General features: G+C 72.8%; 21 protein-coding genes. 16 read left to right on the top strand and 5 right to left on the bottom strand.

The genetic code is table 11. The features are described from left to right. Positions 1-33: 33 nt before the first annotated feature. The 3 genes from ACFVN5_RS18425 (at position 34) to rbfA (ending at position 3,770) form a co-directional block, all read left to right on the top strand. The gene (locus ACFVN5_RS18425; RefSeq protein WP_148731830.1) at positions 34-279 is read left to right on the top strand and encodes a YlxR family protein; all 246 of its coding nucleotides are present in this window, start codon (positions 34-36) and stop codon (positions 277-279) included. An 87-nt stretch (positions 280-366) separates the two neighbouring features. Then, positions 367-3,114, top strand: a complete 2,748-nt coding sequence (gene infB / locus ACFVN5_RS18420; RefSeq protein WP_376957091.1) for a translation initiation factor IF-2 — start codon at positions 367-369, stop codon at positions 3,112-3,114. 149 nt (positions 3,115-3,263) lie between these two features. Continuing rightward, entirely contained in the window at positions 3,264-3,770 is a 507-nt protein-coding gene (gene rbfA / locus ACFVN5_RS18415; protein WP_376957089.1) for a 30S ribosome-binding factor RbfA, read from the top strand. 51 nt (positions 3,771-3,821) lie between these two features. On the opposite strand, the gene ACFVN5_RS18410 is transcribed toward rbfA, so the two are convergent. Together ACFVN5_RS18410 and ACFVN5_RS18405 are read right to left on the bottom strand one after the other, a co-directional pair. Continuing rightward, the gene (locus tag ACFVN5_RS18410; RefSeq protein WP_376957087.1) at positions 3,822-4,739 is read right to left on the bottom strand and encodes a LysR family transcriptional regulator; all 918 of its coding nucleotides are present in this window, start codon (positions 4,737-4,739) and stop codon (positions 3,822-3,824) included. A 58-nt stretch (positions 4,740-4,797) separates the two neighbouring features. Then, a complete protein-coding gene (locus tag ACFVN5_RS18405) occupies positions 4,798-5,688 on the bottom strand; it encodes an A/G-specific adenine glycosylase (protein ID WP_376957085.1) in 891 nt (296 codons plus the stop codon). A gap of 48 nt (positions 5,689-5,736) precedes the next feature. On the opposite strand from ACFVN5_RS18405, the gene ACFVN5_RS18400 reads away from it, so the two are divergent. Next, positions 5,737-6,339 carry a hypothetical protein gene (locus tag ACFVN5_RS18400; RefSeq protein ID WP_376957083.1) on the top strand — a complete coding sequence of 201 codons (603 nt, stop codon included), beginning with the start codon at positions 5,737-5,739 and terminating at the stop codon, positions 6,337-6,339. 18 nt (positions 6,340-6,357) lie between these two features. On the opposite strand, the gene ACFVN5_RS18395 is transcribed toward ACFVN5_RS18400, so the two are convergent. Then, positions 6,358-7,353, bottom strand: coding sequence for a ketopantoate reductase family protein (locus ACFVN5_RS18395; RefSeq protein ID WP_376957082.1), 996 nt, complete (start codon positions 7,351-7,353; stop codon positions 6,358-6,360). A gap of 57 nt (positions 7,354-7,410) precedes the next feature. On the opposite strand from ACFVN5_RS18395, the gene truB reads away from it, so the two are divergent. The 4 genes from truB to ACFVN5_RS18375 are packed head-to-tail and all read left to right on the top strand — an operon-like array spanning position 7,411 to position 10,138. Next, positions 7,411-8,319, top strand: coding sequence for a tRNA pseudouridine(55) synthase TruB (truB, locus tag ACFVN5_RS18390; RefSeq protein WP_376957080.1), 909 nt, complete (start codon positions 7,411-7,413; stop codon positions 8,317-8,319). Next, positions 8,316-8,684, top strand: coding sequence for a hypothetical protein (locus ACFVN5_RS18385; protein WP_376957078.1), 369 nt, complete (start codon positions 8,316-8,318; stop codon positions 8,682-8,684). Before truB ends, ACFVN5_RS18385 begins: the two co-directional genes overlap by 4 nt. Before the next feature lie 24 nt (positions 8,685-8,708). Continuing rightward, complete coding sequence (locus ACFVN5_RS18380) at positions 8,709-9,209, top strand: hypothetical protein (RefSeq protein ID WP_376957076.1); 501 nt, start codon at positions 8,709-8,711, stop codon at positions 9,207-9,209. Then, complete coding sequence (locus ACFVN5_RS18375) at positions 9,206-10,138, top strand: bifunctional riboflavin kinase/FAD synthetase (RefSeq protein ID WP_376957074.1); 933 nt, start codon at positions 9,206-9,208, stop codon at positions 10,136-10,138. Before ACFVN5_RS18380 ends, ACFVN5_RS18375 begins: the two co-directional genes overlap by 4 nt. Positions 10,139-10,166: 28 nt before the next feature. Here ACFVN5_RS18375 and ACFVN5_RS18370 read toward each other — a convergent pair whose 3' ends face one another. Next, complete coding sequence (locus ACFVN5_RS18370; protein ID WP_376957072.1) at positions 10,167-10,838, bottom strand: hypothetical protein; 672 nt, start codon at positions 10,836-10,838, stop codon at positions 10,167-10,169. Between the two features lie 26 nt (positions 10,839-10,864). On the opposite strand from ACFVN5_RS18370, the gene ACFVN5_RS18365 reads away from it, so the two are divergent. The 8 genes from ACFVN5_RS18365 to ACFVN5_RS18330 all read left to right on the top strand — a co-directional run bounded on the left by ACFVN5_RS18365 (position 10,865) and on the right by ACFVN5_RS18330 (position 19,461). Continuing rightward, positions 10,865-12,076: a CynX/NimT family MFS transporter gene (locus tag ACFVN5_RS18365; RefSeq protein ID WP_376957071.1), complete on the top strand. Its 1,212-nt coding sequence runs from the start codon at positions 10,865-10,867 to the stop codon at positions 12,074-12,076. A 209-nt stretch (positions 12,077-12,285) separates the two neighbouring features. Then, positions 12,286-13,230, top strand: a complete 945-nt coding sequence (locus ACFVN5_RS18360; protein WP_376957069.1) for a sugar-binding transcriptional regulator — start codon at positions 12,286-12,288, stop codon at positions 13,228-13,230. Positions 13,231-13,284: 54 nt separating this feature from the next. Continuing rightward, positions 13,285-14,292: a deoxyribose-phosphate aldolase gene (deoC, locus tag ACFVN5_RS18355; protein WP_376957067.1), complete on the top strand. Its 1,008-nt coding sequence runs from the start codon at positions 13,285-13,287 to the stop codon at positions 14,290-14,292. A 17-nt stretch (positions 14,293-14,309) separates the two neighbouring features. After that, entirely contained in the window at positions 14,310-15,884 is a 1,575-nt protein-coding gene (locus tag ACFVN5_RS18350; RefSeq protein WP_376957065.1) for an aldehyde dehydrogenase family protein, read from the top strand. Next, positions 15,881-16,741: an aldehyde dehydrogenase family protein gene (locus ACFVN5_RS18345; RefSeq protein ID WP_376957063.1), complete on the top strand. Its 861-nt coding sequence runs from the start codon at positions 15,881-15,883 to the stop codon at positions 16,739-16,741. The genes ACFVN5_RS18350 and ACFVN5_RS18345 overlap by 4 nt, the downstream gene beginning before the upstream one ends. A gap of 2 nt (positions 16,742-16,743) precedes the next feature. Then, positions 16,744-16,983, top strand: coding sequence for a hypothetical protein (locus ACFVN5_RS18340; protein WP_376957061.1), 240 nt, complete (start codon positions 16,744-16,746; stop codon positions 16,981-16,983). A gap of 40 nt (positions 16,984-17,023) precedes the next feature. Next, on the top strand, positions 17,024-18,502 hold the full coding sequence (locus ACFVN5_RS18335; protein ID WP_376957059.1) for an SDR family oxidoreductase: 1,479 nt from the start codon (positions 17,024-17,026) through the stop codon (positions 18,500-18,502). A gap of 77 nt (positions 18,503-18,579) precedes the next feature. Next, positions 18,580-19,461: a glycerophosphodiester phosphodiesterase gene (locus tag ACFVN5_RS18330; protein ID WP_376957057.1), complete on the top strand. Its 882-nt coding sequence runs from the start codon at positions 18,580-18,582 to the stop codon at positions 19,459-19,461. Positions 19,462-19,484: 23 nt separating this feature from the next. Here the strand turns inward: ACFVN5_RS18330 and ACFVN5_RS18325 are convergent, their stop codons facing one another. Then, positions 19,485-20,027, bottom strand: coding sequence for an O-acetyl-ADP-ribose deacetylase (locus tag ACFVN5_RS18325; RefSeq protein ID WP_376957055.1), 543 nt, complete (start codon positions 20,025-20,027; stop codon positions 19,485-19,487). Positions 20,028-20,043: the final 16 nt, after the last annotated feature.

Raw genomic sequence — 20,043 nt, 5'->3', positions numbered from 1 at the left:
GCGTCGCCGGGCCGTCTGGCGGGGAGGTGTAGGATGGAACCCGTCAGAACGTGCATCGGATGCCGTTCGCGTGCCCCGCGATCCTCGCTTCTGAGGGTCGTCTCCCAGAACTCCCACGTCGTGGCCGATGCCTCGGCTGTGCTTCCGGGGAGGGGTGCGTGGCTGCATCCGACGCTCGAGTGCTACCGGCTCGCCGTGCGGAAGCGCGCCTTCGGGCGCGCGCTGCGCATTCGCGGCGAGGTGGACACCAGCAACGTAGAGAACAGGCTGAACGGCTAATGGACAACTCATGAGCGGCTCGAAATGAGACCCGTCCGCCATTGATGGTCCGCCCCTGTCCGGGGGTGGGCCCGGAACAGGAGAGAAGTGGCTGCCAAACCACGCGTACACGAGATCGCATCCGAACTCGGTGTCGACAGCAAGATCGCCCTTGAGAAGCTCAAGGAGATGGGCGAGTACGTCAAGGGACCCTCGTCCAGCATCGAACCCCCCGTCGCCCGCAAGCTGCGGGCGGCACTCGAGGGTGCCGCGAAGGCCGAGCCGGCGGCGGCCAAGCCCGCCACCGCGGCGAAGCCCGGCCCCAAGCCCGCCCCGAAGCCGGCGCCCCAGGCGGCTCCGGCCGCTCCTGCTGCCCCCGTCGCCGACGCGCCGATGACGGTCGCCGAGCGCCAGGCGCAGGCCGAGGAGAAGGCGGCGCAGGCCGCCGCGGCCAAGCCCGCAGAGGCGCCCGCCGCACCCGCGGCATCCGACGTGGTCAAGCCGGCCGCGCCGAAGCCGAGCGGTGCGATCCCGCGCCCGGCTCCGCGCCCCGGCGCCCCGCGCCCCGGCAACAACCCGTTCTCGAGCTCGCAGGGCATGGGCTCGCGCCCCGCCCAGCCACGCCCCGGGAACAACCCGTTCTCCAGCTCGCAGGGCATGGGCCAGCGTCCCAGCCCGGGCAACATCCCGCGGCCGCAGGCGCCTCGCCCCGGCTCGCCGCGTCCCGGCGCACCCCGTCCGGCCGGTGCCGGCGGCGGTCGCCCCGGCGGCTTCCAGCGCCCCGGCGGTGGCGGCGGTGCCGGCGCAGGCGCGCGTCCGGGCGGTCCCGGCGGCGCGGGTGGCGGCTTCCAGCGCCCCGGCGGCGGCTTCGGCGGCCCGCGTCCCGCGGGCGGCGGCGGTCGTGGTCGCGGCCCCGGCGGCGGCACGGCCGGTGCGTTCGGCCGTGGCGGCGGCAAGTCCAAGGCCCGCAAGTCGAAGCGCACGAAGCGGCAGGAATTCGAGATGCGGGAGGCCCCGTCGCTGGGCGGCGTGAGCGTCCCCCGCGGCGACGGCAACACCGTCATCCGCCTGCGTCGCGGCGCCTCGATCTCCGACTTCGCCGACAAGATCGACGCGAACCCCGGTTCGCTCGTCACGGTGCTGTTCCACCTCGGTGAGATGGCCACCGCGACCGAGTCGCTCGACGAGGCCACGTTCGAGGTGCTCGGCGCCGAGCTGGGCTACAAGATCCAGGTCGTCTCGCCTGAAGACGAGGACAAGGAGCTCCTCGAGGGCTTCGACATCGACCTCGACCAGGAGCTCGAGGACGAGACCGACGAGGTGCTCGAGCAGCGTCCGCCGGTCGTCACCGTCATGGGCCACGTCGACCACGGCAAGACCCGCCTCCTCGATGCGATCCGCAACGCCAACGTGGTCGCGGGCGAGGCCGGCGGCATCACCCAGCACATCGGTGCGTACCAGGTGCACACCGAGCACGAGGGCATCGACCGGGCCATCACCTTCATCGACACCCCGGGTCACGAGGCGTTCACCGCCATGCGTGCCCGCGGTGCGCAGGTGACCGACATCGCGATCCTCGTGGTCGCGGCTGACGACGGCATCATGCCGCAGACGATCGAGGCGCTGAACCACGCGCAGTCGGCCGACGTGCCGATCGTGGTCGCGGTGAACAAGATCGACAAGCCCGACGCGAACCCCGCCAAGGTGCGCCAGCAGCTCACCGAGTTCGGCCTCGTGGCCGAGGAGTACGGCGGCGACGTCATGTTCGTCGACGTCTCGGCTCGCGAGAACATCGGCATCCAGGAGCTGCTCGACGCAGTGCTCCTCACCGCCGACGCCGGCCTCGACCTGCGCGCCAACCCCGACAAGGACGCGCGCGGCGTGGCCATCGAGGCGAAGCTCGACAAGGGCCGCGGCGCCGTGGCGACCGTGCTCATCCAGTCGGGCACGCTCCGGGTCGGCGACGCGATCGTGGCGGGCACCGCCTACGGCCGCGTGCGCGCCATGGCCGACGAGAACGGCGACCCCGTGGCCGCCGCGACCCCGTCGCGGCCGGTCCAGGTGCAGGGCCTCTCGACGGTCCCGCGCGCGGGCGACACCTTCCTCGTCACCGAGGAGGACCGCACCGCCCGCCAGATCGCGGAGAAGCGCGAGGCCGCCGAGCGCAACGCGCAGCTGGCCAAGGCTCGCAAGCGCATCTCGCTCGAGGACTTCACCCGTGCGCTCGAAGAGGGCAAGGTCGAGGCGCTCAACCTCATCATCAAGGGCGACGTGTCGGGTGCCGTGGAGGCGCTCGAGGAGTCGCTCATGAAGATCGAGGTCGACGACTCGGTGCAGCTGCGCATCCTCCACCGCGGTGTGGGTGCCGTCACCGAGAGCGACATCGACCTGGCGACGATCGACAACGCGATCGTCATCGGGTTCAACGTCCGCCCCGACGTGAAGGCGCGCGAGCGTGCCGCCCGCGAGGGCGTCGACGTGCGCTTCTACAACGTCATCTACAACGCGATCGACGACATCGAGAACTCGCTCAAGGGCATGCTCAAGCCCGAGTTCGAAGAGGTGCAGTCGGGTGTCGCCGAGATCCGCGAGGTGTTCCGCTCCTCCAAGTTCGGCAACATCGCCGGTGTCATCGTGCGGTCGGGAACGATCACGCGCAACGCCAAGGCTCGCGTCATCCGCGACGGCGTCGTGGTCGGCGACAACCTGGCCATCGAGTCGCTGCGCCGGTTCAAGGACGACGTCACCGAGGTCCGCACGGACTTCGAGGCGGGCATCGGCCTCGGCAAGTACAACGACATCCAGGTCGGCGACGAGATCGAGACGATCGAACTGCGCGAGAAGCCTCGCGCGTAGTCGTGGTACCGGGGCCTCCGGATCTTCCCTTCGGGTGAGGACGGAGGCCCCTTCACCCCGATTCACCCGAAGGGAAGATCCGGAGGCCCCTCCTGGTCGAGCAACGCTTCTTGCTCGCTCGATCGTGAGGGGAGGAAAGGGAGACAATCATGGCCGACCCGCAGCGGGCCAGGAAGCTGGCCGACCGCATCAAGGAGATCGTCGCGCGCCGGCTCGACAAGGGGCTGCGCGACCCGCGACTCGGGTTCGTGACGATCACGGACGTCCGGGTCACGGGCGACCTGCAGCACGCGAGCATCTTCTACACCGTCTACGGGACCGAGGAGGAGCGCCGCGACTCCGCGGCGGCCCTCAAGGCAGCGACGGGGATGCTCCGCACCGAGGTCGGGCGCAACATCACGGCGCGCCTCACCCCGTCGCTCGAATTCATCGCCGACGCGATCCCCGAGAACGCCGAGCACATCGAGGAGCTCCTGCGCGAGGCGCGCACCCGCGATGAGGAGGTCACGGCCCTGGCGTCGACGGCCGCCTACGCGGGCGACGCCGATCCGTACGTGAAGCCGCGCGACGCCGACGACGACCTCGACGAGCTCGGGGAGATCGACGACGAGGCATCCGACCTCAGCGACGACGCCGAGCTCGGCGGTGCGCGCTAGCCCGCAGCCTCCGCTGCGACCGCAACCCGGCGCGCACCCGATGGCGCCGGATCAGCCGCGCGGCCGTCCGAGGAGCTGATCCTCGACGGCCGCGATGCGCGCCCGCAGGGCCTCGATGAACGCGAGCGCCGTCGGCTGGCGCAGCGCCTCGGGGCGGCAGACCAGCCAGTACGGCAGGCGCTGGTCGATCTCGTCGGCGAAGAGCCGCACGAGGTCGTCGTGCCGGTCGGCGAGGAACGCCGGCAGCAGGCCGAACCCGGCGCCCGACCGCGTCGCGTCGACGTGCACGTACACGTTCGTGCTCGACACCGCGTCGACCATCTCGCGCGTCGGCGTGCGCGCCTCGTCGAGCGCGTCGACCTGCAGCATCGACTCGATGAAGTACACGAGCGGCTGACCGGCGAGGTCGGCCGTCGAGGCGGGCGTGCCGTGCCGCGCGAGGAAGTCCCGGCTCGCGTAGAGTCCCAGCGCGTAATCGGCGAGGTGGATCGCCTCCGCGCGATGCACGTGGGGGCGGCCGACGACGACCTCCAGGTCGACGCCGACGCGCTGCTGCGCCGCCCGTCGCTGGGTCGCCACGATCTCGAGCGACACGTCGGGATGCTCGCGGCGCACCGCGGCGATCGCGGGCGACGCGATGAACCCGCTGAAGCCGTCGGTGGCGCTCAGGCGCACGACGCCCGAGAGGCGGGGTCGGTCGGGTGCGAGCTCGCCGAGCGCGCGCTCCACGCCCTCGGCCGCGGTGATGGCGTGCTCGCCGAGCGGCGTGAGCACCCAGCCCGCGGCGCCGCGGGCCAGGACGCGCCCGCCCAGCGCGTCCTCGAGCGCGGAGATCCGCCGCGCGATGGTCGTGTGGTTGAGCCCGAGCTCGGTGGCGGCCGCCGTGTAGCGGCCCGCCCGCGCGACGGCGAGCAGCACGAGGAGGTCGTCGGGGCTCGGCCGGCGCCCGGGCAGCGTCGTCACGGACATCCCTGCATCCTCGCACACGGAGCGGAAGCGCCGGCGCCTCGACCGACCCGCCCGCGACTCAGGCGGAGGGCAGGCCGAGGCCGCCCTGCGGGTCGGCGACCGCGAGCCCGTCGGCGACGAGCCCGTCGATCGCGCGGTCGAGCTGCGCGGCATCCGCCCACAGGCCCGTCAGCTCGTCGCGCGCGACGGGACGATGGGCCGCGCGGAGCTCGCGCATCACGAGCCCGCGCACCTGGCGGTCGGATCCCTCGAACCGCGCCTGCACCGCCTTGCGCGGGCCGTCGTACGGCGGGTACCCGGCGAGCCGCCAGGCGCAGGCCGTCGCGATCGGGCACGCGTCGCAGTCGGGCATGCGCGCGGTGCAGACGGTGGCCCCGAGCTCCATGGCCGCGGCGTTGAACACGCGCGCTGCGGCTTCCGACTCGGGCAGCAGGGCCGACATCTCGGCGAGGTCGCGCGCCGTCGACGGCGGCCCCGGCTGCGCCTGGCCGAGCACCGCCCGGGCGATGACGCGACGGGTGTTGGTGTCGACCACCGGATGTCGCCGACCGAACGCGAACGCCGCGATCGCGCGCGCCGTGTAGGGGCCGATGCCCTGCAGCGCGAGGAGCGCGTCGAGGTCGTCGGGCACCTCGCCGCCGTGCCGCTCCACGATCTCGACCGCGGCGCGATGCAGCCAGAGCGCGCGACGCGGGTAGCCGAGCCGGTCCCACGCGCGCACGGCCTCGGCGGCCGGCTCCGACGCGAGCGCGGCGGGCGTCGGCCAGCGCCGGATCCACGCCTCCCACTTCGGCACGACCCGCGCCACCTGCGTCTGCTGCAGCATGAACTCGCTCACGAGCACGGCCCACGGCGACACTTCGGCGGCCCGCCACGGCAGCGGCCGCGCGGCGTCCGCGAACCAGGCGTTGAGCGCCGTCGCCAGGTCGGGGGAGGGCGGGCGAGGCATCCCGCCAGCCTATGCCCGGGCGGATGCCGCGCGGCTAGGCTCGGGGCCATGGAGCTCGTCACCACGCCTCGCGTCACGTTCCTGCGCACGCTCGCCGACGAGATCCTGCAGCACTACGGCCGCGGACGGATGATCGTCGCGATCGACGGGCCGCTGCGCAGCGGCAAGACGGTCTTCGCCGACGATCTCTCCGCGGTCCTGCGGGAGCGCGGCCACCGCGTGTTCCAGGCCAGCATGGAGCGGTTCCACCGCTCGCGCGCGGCGCAGGACGAGTACGGCGACGACACGCCGCAGCGCTACTACGGCTACGGCTTCGACGAGTCGGCGCTGCGGCGCGTGCTCGTGGAGCCGTTCCGGATGGGCGGGTCGACGGCCTTCGTCACGGCCGTCTTCGACCCGACGCGCGACGCCTGGATCGCGCCGAAGTGGATCACCGGCCCGGCCGACGCGATCCTCGTGCTCGACGGACGCTTCGTGCTGCGCCCGCGGCTCGCCGACCTGTGGGACGTGCGGATCGCGCTCGACGGCGATCCCGTCGACCCGGCCGACGTCGTCGCCTACGCCGAGGCCGACCCCCGGCTCGTCGCTTCGGCGGTCATCGACGACCGCGATCCCGAGCATCCGCGACGGCGGTTCCTCGACAGCTGCTGACGCCTTGCACGCGACCCCTCAGGCCGGCACCTCGGCGAGCACCCGCTCCTCGGGCAGGAACTCGCCGATGCGCTCCACCTCGTGCACCAGCACCGTGAGCGCCTCGTTCACGGGCGCGTCGAGCTCGGCGAGGATCGCCTCGCGCACGACGGCGCCGTTGAGGTGGTCGACCTCGGTCGGCTGCCCGCGTCGCACGCTCTGCTGCGTCGAGCCGAGGTTGGGCACCTTCCCCATGCGCACGCCCATCATCCACGGCAGTACCTGCCCGAGCGCCACGGGCACGCGGGCGAACAGGCGCAGGCGGGCGTTCGAAAGGCCCTGCAGCGAGCCGAAGCGGATGCCGCGGGCCATCCCCACGCGCACGGTCTCGCGCATCGACGCCGCGACCACGCGCCGCAGGCGACGGTCGTGCAGCACCTCCTGCACGCTCCGGCCGACGATCGCCGGCACCGCATTGAGCATGTTCACGACGAGCTTCGTCCACTGCGCGCCGCGGAAGTCGTCGATGGCGACCACGGGCACCGCCTCGGAGAGGATCGCCGCGATGCGCCGGCTCTCATCGTCGGCCGCGCCGTCGCCGCGCCCGAGGTAGCTCGCGGCGGTCGTGGTCACGCGCACCCGGCCGGGCTCGGTGTAGTTCGCGGCGATGATCGAGAGCACGCCCACGCACGTCGAATGCGGCAGGAAGCGCTCGGCCGTCTGCACGCCGTCGAGCCCGTTCTGCACGACGACGACCGGCACGCCGTCGATGAGCTCGGCGTGGCGGCCGAGGGCCAACGGGGCATCCTGCGCCTTCGTGCACAGCAGCACGAGGTCGGGCCGCACGGTGAGCACCTCGACCGCGGCGACGCGCGCGTGCACGTCGCCGTAGCCGCCCGAGAGCCGGATGCCGTCGGCGCGGATCGCCTCCAGCCCGGCACCGCGTGCGGTGACCTCCACGTCGTGCCCGGCGCGCGCCAGCAGCGCGGCGAAGGTGCCTCCGAGCGCGCCCGCGCCGATGATGCCGATCCTCACCCTCCCAGCGTAGGTGCCGTGCCGCCCGCGTCCGGCCGCGCTGTTAGCCTGTACGGCGTGAACAGCGGCATCCTCCTCGTCGACAAGCCGCAGGGGATCACCAGCCACGACGTCGTCGCCCGCTCGCGCCGGCTCGCCGGCACCCGCAAGGTCGGCCACGCGGGCACGCTCGACCCCATGGCGACGGGCCTGCTCATCCTCGGCGTCGGGTCGGCGACCCGCCTGCTGCACCACCTCGTCGGGCTCGACAAGGAGTACCTCGCGACCATGCGGCTCGGCTGGGACACCACGACCGACGATGCCGAGGGTGAGCCCCTCGACGCGGCATCCGCCGACCGCATCGCCGCCGCCGACGAGGCGGCCGTGCGCGCCGCGATGCTGGCGTGGACGGGCGACATCGAGCAGGTGCCGAGCACCGTGAGCGCCGTGAAGGTCGCCGGCAAACGCGCCTACCAGCGGGCCCGCGACGGCGAGACCGTCGAGCTCGCGGCGCGTCCGGTCACGGTGTCGGCCTTCGACCTGCTCGACCTGCGCCCCGGCGACGGACACGTCGACGTCGACGTGCGCGTCGCGTGCTCCTCGGGCACCTACGTGCGTGCGCTCGCGCGCGACGTGGGCGCCGACCTCGGCACGGGCGGGCACCTCACCGCGCTGCGCCGCACGCGCATCGGCGCCTTCGGCGTCGACGAGGCCGCCGAGCTCGAGGGCCTCGACGTCGTACGGGTCATCCTGCGCCCCGCGGATGCCGCCCGCCGGACGCTGCCCGTCGCGTCCATCACCGAGCAGGAGGCCGTCGACCTCGGGCACGGCAAGCGCATCGCCGCGCCCGACGAGCTCGCTGCCCTTCCCGGCGGAACGCCGATCGCGGCCATCGATCCCGACGACCGCCTCGTGGCGATCGTCGAGCGGCGCGGCACCGAGCTCAAGGTCGTCACCGGATTCCCGGCCGAGGAGGCGTCGGCATGATCGAGTGGTTCACCTGGGTCCAGGTCGGCGTCGCGGTGGTCGCGGGCGTGCTGTGCCTCGCGCTCGGATTCGCGGGCCGCGCGCCGAGCGACCTCACGAACGGCGCCCTCGTGCTCGTCGAGCTCCTGCTGCTCGTGCAGCTCGTGATCGCGCTGCTCGCGCCGCTGTTCGGCAACCAGCCGTCGGGCAGCGTGCTCGAGTTCTACACGTACCTCGTCGGCGCGCTGCTGCTGCCGCCGGCCGCGGTCTTCTGGGCGCTGCTCGAACGCAGCCGCTGGAGCACCGTCGTGCTCGGCGTGGCCGCACTCAGCGTCGCCGTGATGGTCTACCGCATGCTGCAGATCTGGACCGTGCAGCAGGCGTAGCCGCGAATGAGAGAATCGAACGACATGACTGACGTGCGGAGTGCCCGGCCCGAGACCGATCCCGGGCGGCGGATGAGCGGCATCGGGCGCGTGCTCGTGGCCGTCTACGGGGTGCTCGCGCTCGCCGCCGTCGGCCGCTCCTTCGTGCAGATCGCCACGAAGTTCGACGAGGCGCCGCTCGCCTATGTGCTCTCCGCGCTGGCGGCGGTCGTCTACGTCGTCGCGACCATCGCCCTCGTGCGCTCGGGTCGCGGCTGGTACCGCATCGCGTGGGCGACGCTCATCTTCGAGTTCACGGGCGTCCTCGTCATCGGCACGCTGAGCATCGTCGACCCCGAGCTGTTCCCGCACGACACGGTCTGGTCGTGGTTCGGCCGCGGCTACCTGTTCATCCCGCTCGTGCTGCCCGTGCTCGGCATGTGGTGGCTCGCGAAGCACCGTCCGCCGGCCGCGCAGGCCCCACAGGCCGCGCAGCCCGCTCCGGCCACCGACTCCGAAGCCGGCACGGGGGCGGATGCCGCGTGAAGACCTTCAAGGGCCTCGACGCGGTGCCCGAGGGCTTCGGCCCGAGCGCCGTCACGATCGGCAAGTTCGACGGCGTGCACAACGGCCACCGCGCAGTGATCGACCGCATCCGCCGCATCGCGGCCGACGACGACCTCCGCTCGGTCGTCGTCACGTTCGACCGCAATCCCCTCGCGCTCCTGGCGCCCGACAAGTGCCCCGACCCGCTCGTGAGCGTGCGGCAGAAGCTCGAGCTCCTCGGCTCGACCGGCATCGACGCGACCGTGCTCCTGCCGTTCGACCGCGCGCTCGCCTCGGTGCCCGCGACGGAGTTCGTCGAGCGGGTGCTCGTCGACACGCTCGACGCGAAGGCCGTGCTCGTGGGCAGCGACTTCCGCTACGGCGCGCGCGGCGCCGGCGACGTGGCGCTGCTGCAGGACCTCGGCCACACCTTCGGCTTCACGGTGGAGGTCGTCGGCGACGTGGCCCCCGAGGACGGGCGCCGCGTGTCGTCGACCTGGATCCGGGAGCTCCTCGCCGATGGCGACGTGCGGCACGCCACCCGCCTGCTCGGGCACGCGCCGACCGTCTCGGGGATCGTGGTGCACGGTGCCAAGCGCGGTCGCGAACTGGGCTTCCCGACCGCCAACCTCACGCCCGAGTCCGAGGGACTCATCCCCGCCGACGGCGTCTACGCGGGCTGGCTGACCGACGCCGGCACCCGGTACCCGGCCGCCATCTCGGTCGGCGACAACCCGACGTTCGAGGGCGTGCCGAAGAAGCAGGTCGAGGCCTATGTGCTCGACCGCGAGCTCGACCTCTACGACCACGTGGTCGACGTCGAGTTCGTCGAGCGCCTGCGCGGCATGGTCGCGTTCACGAGCATCCCCGACCTCATCGAGACGATGCACGGCGACGTCGACCGGGCGCGTGAGCTCCTCGTCGACTGAGGCGGAGCCGCCCGCGCCGAGCCCGCCGTCAGGCCTCGTCGCCCAGCTCGCCCCGACGAGCGAGCCGCGGCGCCTGCGTGCCGATGCCGGCCAGGAAGCGGATGAGCTCGTGGGCCGTGCCGACGAGCACCGGCCCGTGCCCGATCGTCCACGCGGCATCCGTCGCGTGCAGGCTGTGACCTGAGATCACCGCCCTGATCGGCGTGGGCGCGCCCGCCGCGCGCCGCAGCGCCACGGCGCCCGAGGCGAGCGCCGGAACGGGGATCGGCGCTCCGAGCGCATCGCCGATGCGCACGGCGGCCACGACCGCGTCGTCGAGCTCGACGAGCCGCGTCGGCTGCGGGCGCTCGGTGATGGCGAAGGCCCGGGCCTCGAGGGCGGCCGCGGCATCCGCCGGCCCCTCGGGCTGCGCCTCGGTCGACGGCGTATGGCCGCCCATGCCGAGCGCGTGCTGCGCCGACTCGAGTGCGCGACGGGCGGGCGCCCGGTCGAATCCGGCCACGAGCTCGGCCACGGCCTCGGCGACGGTGGTCGCATCGTCGTCGGCGTGCACCGTCCAGGCATCGTCGTCGGCGGCGCGCAGGGCGGTCGCGATCGAGCCGAGGACGGTCGCCGTGGGCTCGCGACGGTCGCTCGTGACCCCGCGCTCGTCGACGCGCGAGCGCTGGCTCAGCGGTAGGTATCGGGCGAAGTCGGCCACGCCTCCAGCCTAGACTCGGGAAGGTGATGTCGACCTCGCCCCGTCCGCTCTGGGCCGGGCGGTCGCTGGCGCTCATCGGCATCGTCCTCGTCGCGTTCAACCTCCGCACCGCGGTGGCGTCCCTTTCGCCGATCCTCACGATCCTCGAGCACGACGTCACGCTCGCGCCCGCGGTTGTCGGGTTCCTCGGCATGCTGCCGCCGCTCTGCTACGCGATCTTCGGCATCCTGACGCCGCTCATCGCGAAGCGGTTCGACCTCGAGCCCACGCTCGTCGTCGCCCTCGCGGCGCTCACGGTCGGCCTCCTCGGCCGCGGCATCGCGGGCGACGCGCTGTGGCTCGTGTTGGCGAGCGCGCTCACGTTCGCGGCGATCGGCGTGGGCAACGTGCTGCTGCCCCCGCTCGTGAAGCGGTACTTCCCCGACCGGGTGGGCCTGCTCACGGCCGTCTACGTCACCGCCCTGTCGGTGAGCACGTTCGTGCCGCCGCTCCTGGCCGTGCCGGTGGCGGATGCCGCGGGCTGGCGCGTCTCGCTCGGCGAGTGGGCGTTCGTGGCGGTGCTCTCGCTCGTGCCGTGGATCGCGATCATGCTGCGTCCCCACGCCGACCGGGCGGCCGACCTGCCCGAGGAGGCGGAGCGCGGACTGCTCCGCTACGCGGTGCGCTCGCCGCTCGCGTGGGCGCTCGCGATCCTGTTCACGATCCCCGGCATCAACGCCTACGCGATGTTCGCGTGGCTCCCGCCGATCCTGCACGACATCGCCGGCACGACGCCCGCCCAGGCCGGCGCGCTGCTCTCGCTGTTCGCCGCGATGGGCCTGCCGGCGAGCATCATCGTGCCGATCGTCGCCGCGCGCTGGGGGCACGTGAAGCTGCTCGTGGGCATCGCGATCGTGTCGTTCATCATCGGCTACCTCGGGCTGCTGCTCGTTCCCGCGACGGCGACCTGGCTCTGGGTCGCGCTCATCGGCAACGGCCCGCTGCTGTTCCCGCTCACGCTCGTGCTCGTCAACCTCCGCACCCGCACGCACTCGGGATCGGTCGCGCTCTCGGGGTTCGTGCAGTCGGTCGGCTACTTCATCGTGGCGATCGGGCCTCTTGCGGTCGGCCTCCTGCACGAGGCCTTCGGCGGCTGGACGTGGCCGCTCCTGTTCCTGCTCGCGTCGATCATCCCCGCCGCGATCGCCGGCGTCGTCGCCGCGCGTCCCCGTTACTTCGAGGACGAGCGCGCCCGCTGAGGTGTCCGGCGCCTGCCGACGACCGGTCTCCCGTGCGGGCGTGCCCCGCGTGTCCGCGCGGGCGTGCGCGCCCGCCCGGACAGCCGTGCTCGTCGCGGTGCGTCGGCGCGCGGCATCCGCTCGCTCGCTGCTCATATGAGCAGGATCGCCCGCGAGTGTTGCCGATGAGCGACGGCCTGCCTACGCTGGAATGCGGCGAAGGGACAGGTGTGGACGAGATCGACGAACTCCTCTCGATCCGGGCTGCCGAGCTCTACTACGAGGAGAACAAGACCCAGGACGAGATCGGGCAGGCGCTGCGCCTGACCCGGTGGAAGGTCGGGCGCCTCCTCGCGCAGGCGAAGCAGCGCGGGTTCATCCGCATCGAGATCCTGCATCCGCGGGCCCGACGCCTGGCCATCGAGCGACGACTGCGCGACGAGCGCGGGCTCGCCGACGCGATCGTCGTGTCGACGGCGGGCGTGCACTCGCCCGAGGAGCTGCAGGAGCGCACCGCGCAGGCGGCCGCCGACTACCTCACGGCGCTCCGCCCCGTGCCCCGCACGCTCGGCGTGAGCTGGGGCCGCACGCTCTTCGAGATCTCGCAGCACCTGCGCAACGGCTGGGCCACGGGCGTCAACGTCGTGCAGATCAACGGCGGGGTGAGCCTCAACCGCCGGGCCGGCACCGCCGCGGCCACCGCCGTGGGCATCGCGCAGAAGGGCGGCGGCAGCGCCACCCTGCTGCCGAGCCCCGCCATCCTCGAGCGTCTCGCGACGAAGGAGGCCATCGAGGCCGACCGCGTCGTCGCCGGCGTCATCGAGCTCGCCCGTTCGGCCGACGCCTACCTGTTCAGCGCGGGCGCCGCCGACCACAACTCCGTGCACGTCGAGAGCGGCTACCTCTCGGGCGCCGACGTCGACGTGCTCGTGCAGAAGGGCGCCGTCGGCGACGTCGTCGGCCGCTACCTCGACTCCGACGGCAACATCGTCGACCCCGCGCTCGACGCCCGCACGGTCGGCCTCACGCTCGACGAGCTGCGCGACTCGTCGCTCGCGATCGCCGTGATCGCCGGCGAGGCCAAGCACGCCGTCGCCGACGCCGTCGTGCGCTCGGGGCTCTGCACGGTGCTCGTCACCGACGAGGCCACCGCCCTCCACCTCCTCGACGGCTGACGCGCACCCATCGGGCCCGCCCAGCACACCTCACACGAAAGCCAGGTCACCACCATGTCAGGCACCTCCCTCGTCACCGCCCGGGAGCGCGCGCTCGCCGTGCTCGGCGGCGAACCCGACGACGCCACGCTCGGGCGCTACCTGCACGGCATCGCGGGCGTCGACGCCGTCGGCCTCGAGCAGCGCGCCGCGTCGCTCGCCACGCGCTCGATCAAGACGTCGTCCAAGCAGTGGGCGCTCGACAAGATCATCACGCTCATCGACCTCACGACGCTCGAGGGCGCCGACACACCGGGCAAGGTCCGCTCCCTCGTCGCCAAGGCGATGACCCCCGACCCGTCGGATGCCACGACGCCGCGCGTCGCCGCCGTGTGCGTGTACGGCGACATGGTGCCCGTCGCGATCGACGCGCTCGGCTCGGTGCACGGCGACCCCGACGACGGACTCATCTCCGTCGCCGCGGTGGCGACCGCCTTCCCGAGCGGCCGGTCGTCGCTCGAGATCAAGCTCGCGGACACGGCCGAGGCCGTCGCCGCCGGCGCCGACGAGATCGACATGGTCATCGACCGCGGCGCGTTCCTCGCCGGCCGCTACGGCGAGGTGTTCGACCAGATCGCCGCCGTGAAGGAGGCGTGCCGCCGGCCCGACGGCACGGCCGCGAGCCTCAAGGTGATCCTCGAGACCGGCGAGCTCGTGACGTACGACAACGTGCGCCGCGCGTCGTGGCTCTCGATCCTCGCGGGCGGCGACTTCATCAAGACCTCGACGGGCAAGGTGCAGCCGGCGGCCACGCTCCCGGTCACGCTCCTCATGCTCGAGGTCGTGCGCGACTGGCACCTGCTGACCGGCCAGCGCATCGGCGTGAAGCCCGCGGGCGGCATCCGCGCCTCGAAGGACGCGATCCGCTACCTCGTGACCGTCGCCGAGACGGTCGGCGAGGAGTGGCTCGTGCCGCACCTGTTCCGCTTCGGCGCGTCGAGCCTCCTCAACGACGTGCTGCTGCAGCGCCAGAAGATGACCACCGGACACTACTCCGGCCCCGACTACGTGACGATCGACTGAGACGAGAGCACTTCCTCATGAGCTTCCTCGAATACGCACCCGCCCCCGAATCGCGGGCGATCCTCAACCTCCGCGACCGCTACGGCCTCTTCATCGACGGCGAGTTCGTCGACGGCCGCGGCACGCCCTTCCAGACCATCTCGCCCGCGACCGAGGAGCGCATCGCCGAGATCGCCAACGCGAACGAGGCGGATGTCGCCGACGCCGTCGCGGCTGCGCGCCGCGCCTACGACCGCACTTGGTCGCGCATGAGCGGCCGCGACCGCGGCAAGTACCTGTTCCGCATCGCACGTCTCGTGCAGGAGCGTGCCCGCGAGCTCGCCGTCGCCGAGTCGCTCGACAACGGCAAGCCCATCAAGGAGTCGCGCGACGTCGACGTGCCCCTCGTGGCCGCGTGGTTCTTCTACTACGCCGGCTGGGCCGACAAGCTCGACCACGCGGGCCTCGGCGCGAACCCCCGCTCGCTCGGCGTCGCCGCGCAGGTCATCCCGTGGAACTTCCCGCTGCTCATGCTCGCGTGGAAGATCGCGCCCGCGCTCGCCGCCGGCAACACGGTGGTGCTGAAGCCTGCCGAGACGACGCCGCTCACGGCGCTGATCTTCGCCGAAATCCTGCAGCAGGCCGACCTGCCGCCCGGCGTCGTGAACATCATCACGGGCGCTGGCGACACGGGCGCCGCGCTGGTGTCGGCCGAGGGCGTCGACAAGGTCGCGTTCACGGGCTCCACCGCCGTGGGCCGCGCGATCGCCAAGGAGATCGCGGGCACCGACAAGAAGGCCACGCTCGAGCTCGGCGGCAAGGCCGCGAACATCGTGTTCGACGACGCGCCCATCGACCAGGCGATCGAGGGCATCGTCAACGGCATCTTCTTCAACCAGGGCCACGTGTGCTGCGCCGGCTCGCGCCTGCTCGTGCAGGAGAACATCCACGACGAGGTCGTCGAGCGCCTGAAGCTGCGCCTGTCGACGCTGCGCCTCGGCGACCCGCTCGACAAGAACACCGACATCGGCGCGATCAACTCGAAGGAGCAGCTCGAGCGCATCCGCGAGCTCTCCGACATCGGCGTCGCCGAGGGCGCCGACCGGTGGAGCGCGCCGTGCGCGATCCCCGAGAACGGGTTCTGGTACGCGCCGACGATCTTCACGAACGTGCAGACGTCGAGCCGCATCGCCCGCGAGGAGATCTTCGGCCCGGTGCTGTCGGTCCTCACCTTCCGCACGCCGGCCGAGGCGATCGCCAAGGCGAACAACACGCCCTACGGCCTGTCGGCGGGCATCTGGACCGACAAGGGCAGCCGCATCCTGGCGGTCGCCGACCAGCTGCGCGCGGGCGTGATCTGGGCGAACACGTTCAACCGCTTCGACCCCTCGAGCCCGTTCGGCGGCTACAAGGAGTCGGGCTACGGGCGCGAGGGCGGCCGTCACGGCCTCGCCGCGTACCTCTCGCCGGCCCCGATCGGCCAGTCCGCGCTGTCGCGACCCGCGTTGCGTGCCGCGGTCGAGTCGGCGGATGCCGCGGCCGCGCCGAAGTCCCGTCGGGCCGTCCGCTCGTCCCGAACGACCAAGACCGCGACGAAGGGATCGAAGCGATGAGCCGCCTCGCCGTGCCGAAGACGTACAAGCTCTACATCAACGGCGCCTTCCCGCGCAGCGAGTCCGGCCGCACCTACGAGATCATGCGGGCCGACGGAGGGTTCCTCGCCAACGTCGCGAAGGCGTCCCGCAAGGACGCCCGCGACGCGATCGTCGCGGCGCGCGGCGCGGTCGGCGGCTGGGGCGGCGCAACCGCCTACAACCGCGGCCAGGTGCTCTACCGCATCGCCGAGCTGCTCGAGGGTCGTCGCGCGCAGTTCGTCGCCGAGATCGAGGAGGCCGAGGGCGTGTCCCGTGCGGTCGCCTCGGCGCAGGTCGACGAGTCGATCGACCGGTGGGTCTGGTACGCCGGATGGGCCGACAAGTTCGCCCAGGTCGCCGGCAACGCCAACCCGGTCGCCGGTCCGTACTTCAACATCTCGGTGCCCGAGCCCACGGGTGTGGTCGCGATCGTCGCGCCGCAGGACTCGTCGCTCCTCGGCTTCGTGTCGGCCGTCGCGCCGGCGCTCGTCGCGGGCAACTCGGTCGTGGTCGTCGCGAGCGAGCGGTACCCGCTGTCGGCGATCAGCCTGGCCGAGGTCCTCGCCACGAGCGACGTGCCGAAGGGCGTCGTCAACGTGCTCACCGGCTCGACCGCCGAGATCGCGCCGTGGCTCGCGAGCCACAGCGACGTGAACGCGCTCGACCTCGTGGGCGCGGGCGACCTCGACTGGATCTCGCTCGAGGTCGCGGCCGCCGACACGCTGAAGCGCGTGCTGCGACCCGAGTCGGGCCCCGATGCCGCGGCGCCCGCGCTCGGCCGGATCAGCGCGTTCACCGAGACGAAGACGGTCTGGCACACGAAGAGCCTGCGCTAGCGATGTCAGGACGCAACGGCGCGTCCGACGAGCGGGGCCGCCTGGCGGCGGACCCGTTCGACTGGCGCGTCACCAAGCAGGGCGGCGTGCTCGTCTCACGTGGCGGGCGCGTCGTCATGACGGTGGGCGGCGGCGACGCCGCCCGGCTCGTCGTCGCGCTGCAACGTGCGGACGATTCACAGGCGCAGCACCTCCTGGCCCGCGCGAGCGGTGACTATCGTCGAGGGAACGAACGGTCCTGACGCCGCGCGTCCGTCGGCGGGATCGCGACGGGGGTGGCGCATGCGAGTGCTCGTGACCGGGGCGACCGGCTACATCGGCGGTCGCCTGGTGCCCCGACTGATCGGGGCGGGCCACGACGTGCGCGTCCTCGTGCGGCAGCCCGAGCGGCTGCGCGACGTGCCATGGGCGGCATCCGTCGACGTCGTCGCCGGCGACCTCGGCGACCGGGCCGCCGTCGATCGCGCGATGGACGGCATCGAGGTCGTGTACTACCTCGTGCACTCGATGGGCGGACGGGGCGACTTCGAGTCGATCGAGGTCGAGATCGCTCGGAACGTGGCGGCTTCCGCCCGCGAGCACGGCGTGGGTCGCATCGTGTACCTCGGCGGACTGCATCCCGAGGGCGTGCGCCTCTCGCGGCACCTGCGCTCCCGTGCCGAGGTTGGCGAGGTGCTGCTCGGCTCCGGCGTCCCGACGGTGGTGCTGCAGGCGGGCGTCATCATCGGGTCGGGGTCGACGTCGTTCGAGATGATCCGGCACCTCACGGAGGTGCTGCCGTACATGCCCGCGCCGCGGTGGGTGCGCAGCAACATCCAGCCGATCGCCGTGCGCGACGTGCTGCACTACCTGATCCGTGCCGCGGAGGTGCCCGCCGACGTGAACCGGGCGTTCGACATCGGCGGCCCCGACGTGTACCGCTACGGGCAGCTCATGAACGGGTACGCGGTCGAGGCCGGGCTCCCGCAGCGGCCGATCGCGGCGCTGCCGGTGCTCACGCCGTGGCTGGCGGGGCAATGGGTGAACCTCGTGACGCCGATCCCACGGCGGCTCGCCGTGCCGATCATCGAGTCGCTGCAGTACGACTGCGTGATGCGCGACCACGACATCGACGCGGTCATCCCGCCGCCCGCCGAGGGACTGCTGCCGTACCGCACGGCCGTGCGGCTCGCGCTCGAGCGCGAGCGGGAGGGCGAGGTCGAGACGAGCTGGCGCAACGCCCAGGTGCTCGGGGCGCCGAGCGACCCGTTGCCGAGCGACCCCGAGTGGGCGGGCCACACGGTGTACGTCGACGAGCGCGAGCAGCGCTCGACGGCGCCGGCCGACGACGTCTGGCGCGTCATCGAGGGGGTGGGCGGCGAGAACGGCTGGTACTCGTTCCCACTGCTGTGGGCGGTCCGCGGCTGGATCGACAAGCTCTTCGGCGGCGTCGGCCTGCGGCGCGGCCGCCGCGACGCCGACGAGCTGCACGTGGGCGACGCGGTGGACTTCTGGCGTGTGGAGGCGATCGACCGTGGGAGGTCGCTGCGGCTCCGCGCCGAGATGCGCGTGCCCGGCCGCGCGTGGCTCGAGCTCGCGACGAGCGACGTCGACGGAGGCTCCGACTACCGGCAGCGCGCGGTGTTCTTCCCGAAGGGACTGTCGGGACGCCTGTACTGGTGGGCGATCGTGCCGTTCCACGACGTGATCTTCTCCGGCATGGCGAACCGGATCACGGCCGAGGCGGAGGCGAGCGCGCGGGCCCGTGAACGGGGGAGGTAACGAAACGGTAACGATGCTGCTAGGGTGACGGGCACCGTTCGCGCAATGACGCGCGACGGTGGAAAGGCCCGACGCCCGTGACCCGAACCCTCCGCCGCGCCGTGCGCATCGCGTGCGCGCTCGTCGGCACCCTCGCGACCGCCGCCCTGCTGATCGTCGCCGCGACGCCCACCACCGCCTCCGCCGTCGACGTGTTCGGGGCGCTCCGGCTCCCCGGCGAGGCCGCGTTCATCGTCGGCCATCGCGGCGACCGCGCCGAGGCGCCCGAGAACACCATGCCGTCGCTCGAGCTCGCGATGGACGACCTCGCGTTCGTCGAGACCGACGTGCAGCTCAGCCGCGACGGCGTGCCGGTGCTGTTCCACGACACCACGCTCGAGCGCATCACGGGGGATCACCGCACCGTCGGGGACCTCGACCTCGCCGAGCTCGAGCGCCTCGATGTCGGCGCGTGGTACGGACGGGAGCACGCGGGGGAGCGGATGCCCACGCTCGACCGGTTCCTCGGCGCGCTCGCCGAGCGCGAGACCGCACGCGCCCTCGTCGAGCTGAAGGCCGACTGGCGGCCCGACCAGGTGCGCCAGGTGGTCGATCTCATCGAGCGGCACCAGCTGCGTGGGCGGGTCGTGCTGCAGAGCTTCAGCCTCGAGACGCTGTTCGCCGTGCAGCAGGTGTCGCCGACGACGCCGCGCATCATGCTCATCCGCGAGCTTCCCGCGAACCCGGTGCCGCTCGCCGAGCGGCTCGGCATCATCGGGTTCGGCACCACCGCGGCATCCGTCACCGCCGTGCCGGGGGCGCTCGATGCGGCCCACGCGGCCGGCGTCGCGGTGCTCTGCTACACGCTGAACACGCACGAGCGGTGGGAGGAGGTGAGTGCGCTCGGCGTCGACGGCATCATCACCGACCAGCCGAGCGAGCTCGACCAGTGGCTCGCGGTGACCGCGCCCGGGACCTGATCCCGGGACGTCCTCGGCGGGGTTCAGGCCACGTCGAGTCCGAGGCGCTCGGCGGCGACACGGAACTCGTCGTGCATGCGGTCGGAGAACAGCACGAACCGCACGAGTGCGGGCGCGGCATCCGCACCGGCCGTGGTCTCGAGCGCGACGAGTGCGGCGTCGTCGGCCGGCCAGCCGTAGATGCCGGCCGAGATGGCCGGGAAGGCGACGGATGCCGCGCCGAGCTCATGCGCGACGCGCGCCGAGTTGCGGTACGCCGAGGCGAGCAGCAGTCGTCGTGCGTCGGCCTCGGCGCCCGGGCCGGGCCAGACGGGGCCGACCGCGTGCACGACCCAGCGGGCGGCGAGCCGGCCGGCGCCCGTGGCCACGGCGTCGCCCGTGGGAAGCCCGTCGGGGAGCACGGTCGCGCGCAGGGCGCGGCACTCCGCGAGGATCTCGGGTCCGCCCGCGCGGTGGATCGCGCCGTCGACGCCACCGCCACCGAGGAGGCCCGAGTTGGCGGCGTTCACGATCGCGTCGACGCGCTCCGCGGTGATGTCTCCCATGACGAGCTCGATGCGCGGCATGCGCGGCTCCTTCCTC

It is taken from the genome of Agromyces sp. NPDC057865 (assembly GCF_042796995.1).
Classification (GTDB): domain Bacteria; phylum Actinomycetota; class Actinomycetes; order Actinomycetales; family Microbacteriaceae; genus Agromyces.
This window is presented reverse-complemented; position numbering and strand designations above follow the sequence as displayed.

Bases quoted from the DNA above. Each gene is read 5' to 3' on its own strand.
- ACFVN5_RS18425 (WP_148731830.1), top strand. From the start codon at position 34: ATGGAACCCGTCAGAACGTGCATCGGATGCCGTTCGCGTGCCCCGCGA.
- rbfA (WP_376957089.1), top strand. From the start codon at position 3,264: ATGGCCGACCCGCAGCGGGCCAGGAAGCTGGCCGACCGCATCAAGGAG.
- ACFVN5_RS18410 (WP_376957087.1), bottom strand. From the start codon at position 4,739: ATGTCCGTGACGACGCTGCCCGGGCGCCGGCCGAGCCCCGACGACCTC.
- ACFVN5_RS18405 (WP_376957085.1), bottom strand. From the start codon at position 5,688: ATGCCTCGCCCGCCCTCCCCCGACCTGGCGACGGCGCTCAACGCCTGG.
- ACFVN5_RS18400 (WP_376957083.1), top strand. From the start codon at position 5,737: ATGGAGCTCGTCACCACGCCTCGCGTCACGTTCCTGCGCACGCTCGCC.
- ACFVN5_RS18385 (WP_376957078.1), top strand. From the start codon at position 8,316: ATGATCGAGTGGTTCACCTGGGTCCAGGTCGGCGTCGCGGTGGTCGCG.
- ACFVN5_RS18380 (WP_376957076.1), top strand. From the start codon at position 8,709: ATGACTGACGTGCGGAGTGCCCGGCCCGAGACCGATCCCGGGCGGCGG.
- ACFVN5_RS18365 (WP_376957071.1), top strand. From the start codon at position 10,865: ATGTCGACCTCGCCCCGTCCGCTCTGGGCCGGGCGGTCGCTGGCGCTC.
- deoC (WP_376957067.1), top strand. From the start codon at position 13,285: ATGTCAGGCACCTCCCTCGTCACCGCCCGGGAGCGCGCGCTCGCCGTG.
- ACFVN5_RS18350 (WP_376957065.1), top strand. From the start codon at position 14,310: ATGAGCTTCCTCGAATACGCACCCGCCCCCGAATCGCGGGCGATCCTC.
- ACFVN5_RS18345 (WP_376957063.1), top strand. From the start codon at position 15,881: ATGAGCCGCCTCGCCGTGCCGAAGACGTACAAGCTCTACATCAACGGC.
- ACFVN5_RS18340 (WP_376957061.1), top strand. From the start codon at position 16,744: ATGTCAGGACGCAACGGCGCGTCCGACGAGCGGGGCCGCCTGGCGGCG.
- ACFVN5_RS18335 (WP_376957059.1), top strand. From the start codon at position 17,024: ATGCGAGTGCTCGTGACCGGGGCGACCGGCTACATCGGCGGTCGCCTG.
- ACFVN5_RS18325 (WP_376957055.1), bottom strand. From the start codon at position 20,027: ATGCCGCGCATCGAGCTCGTCATGGGAGACATCACCGCGGAGCGCGTC.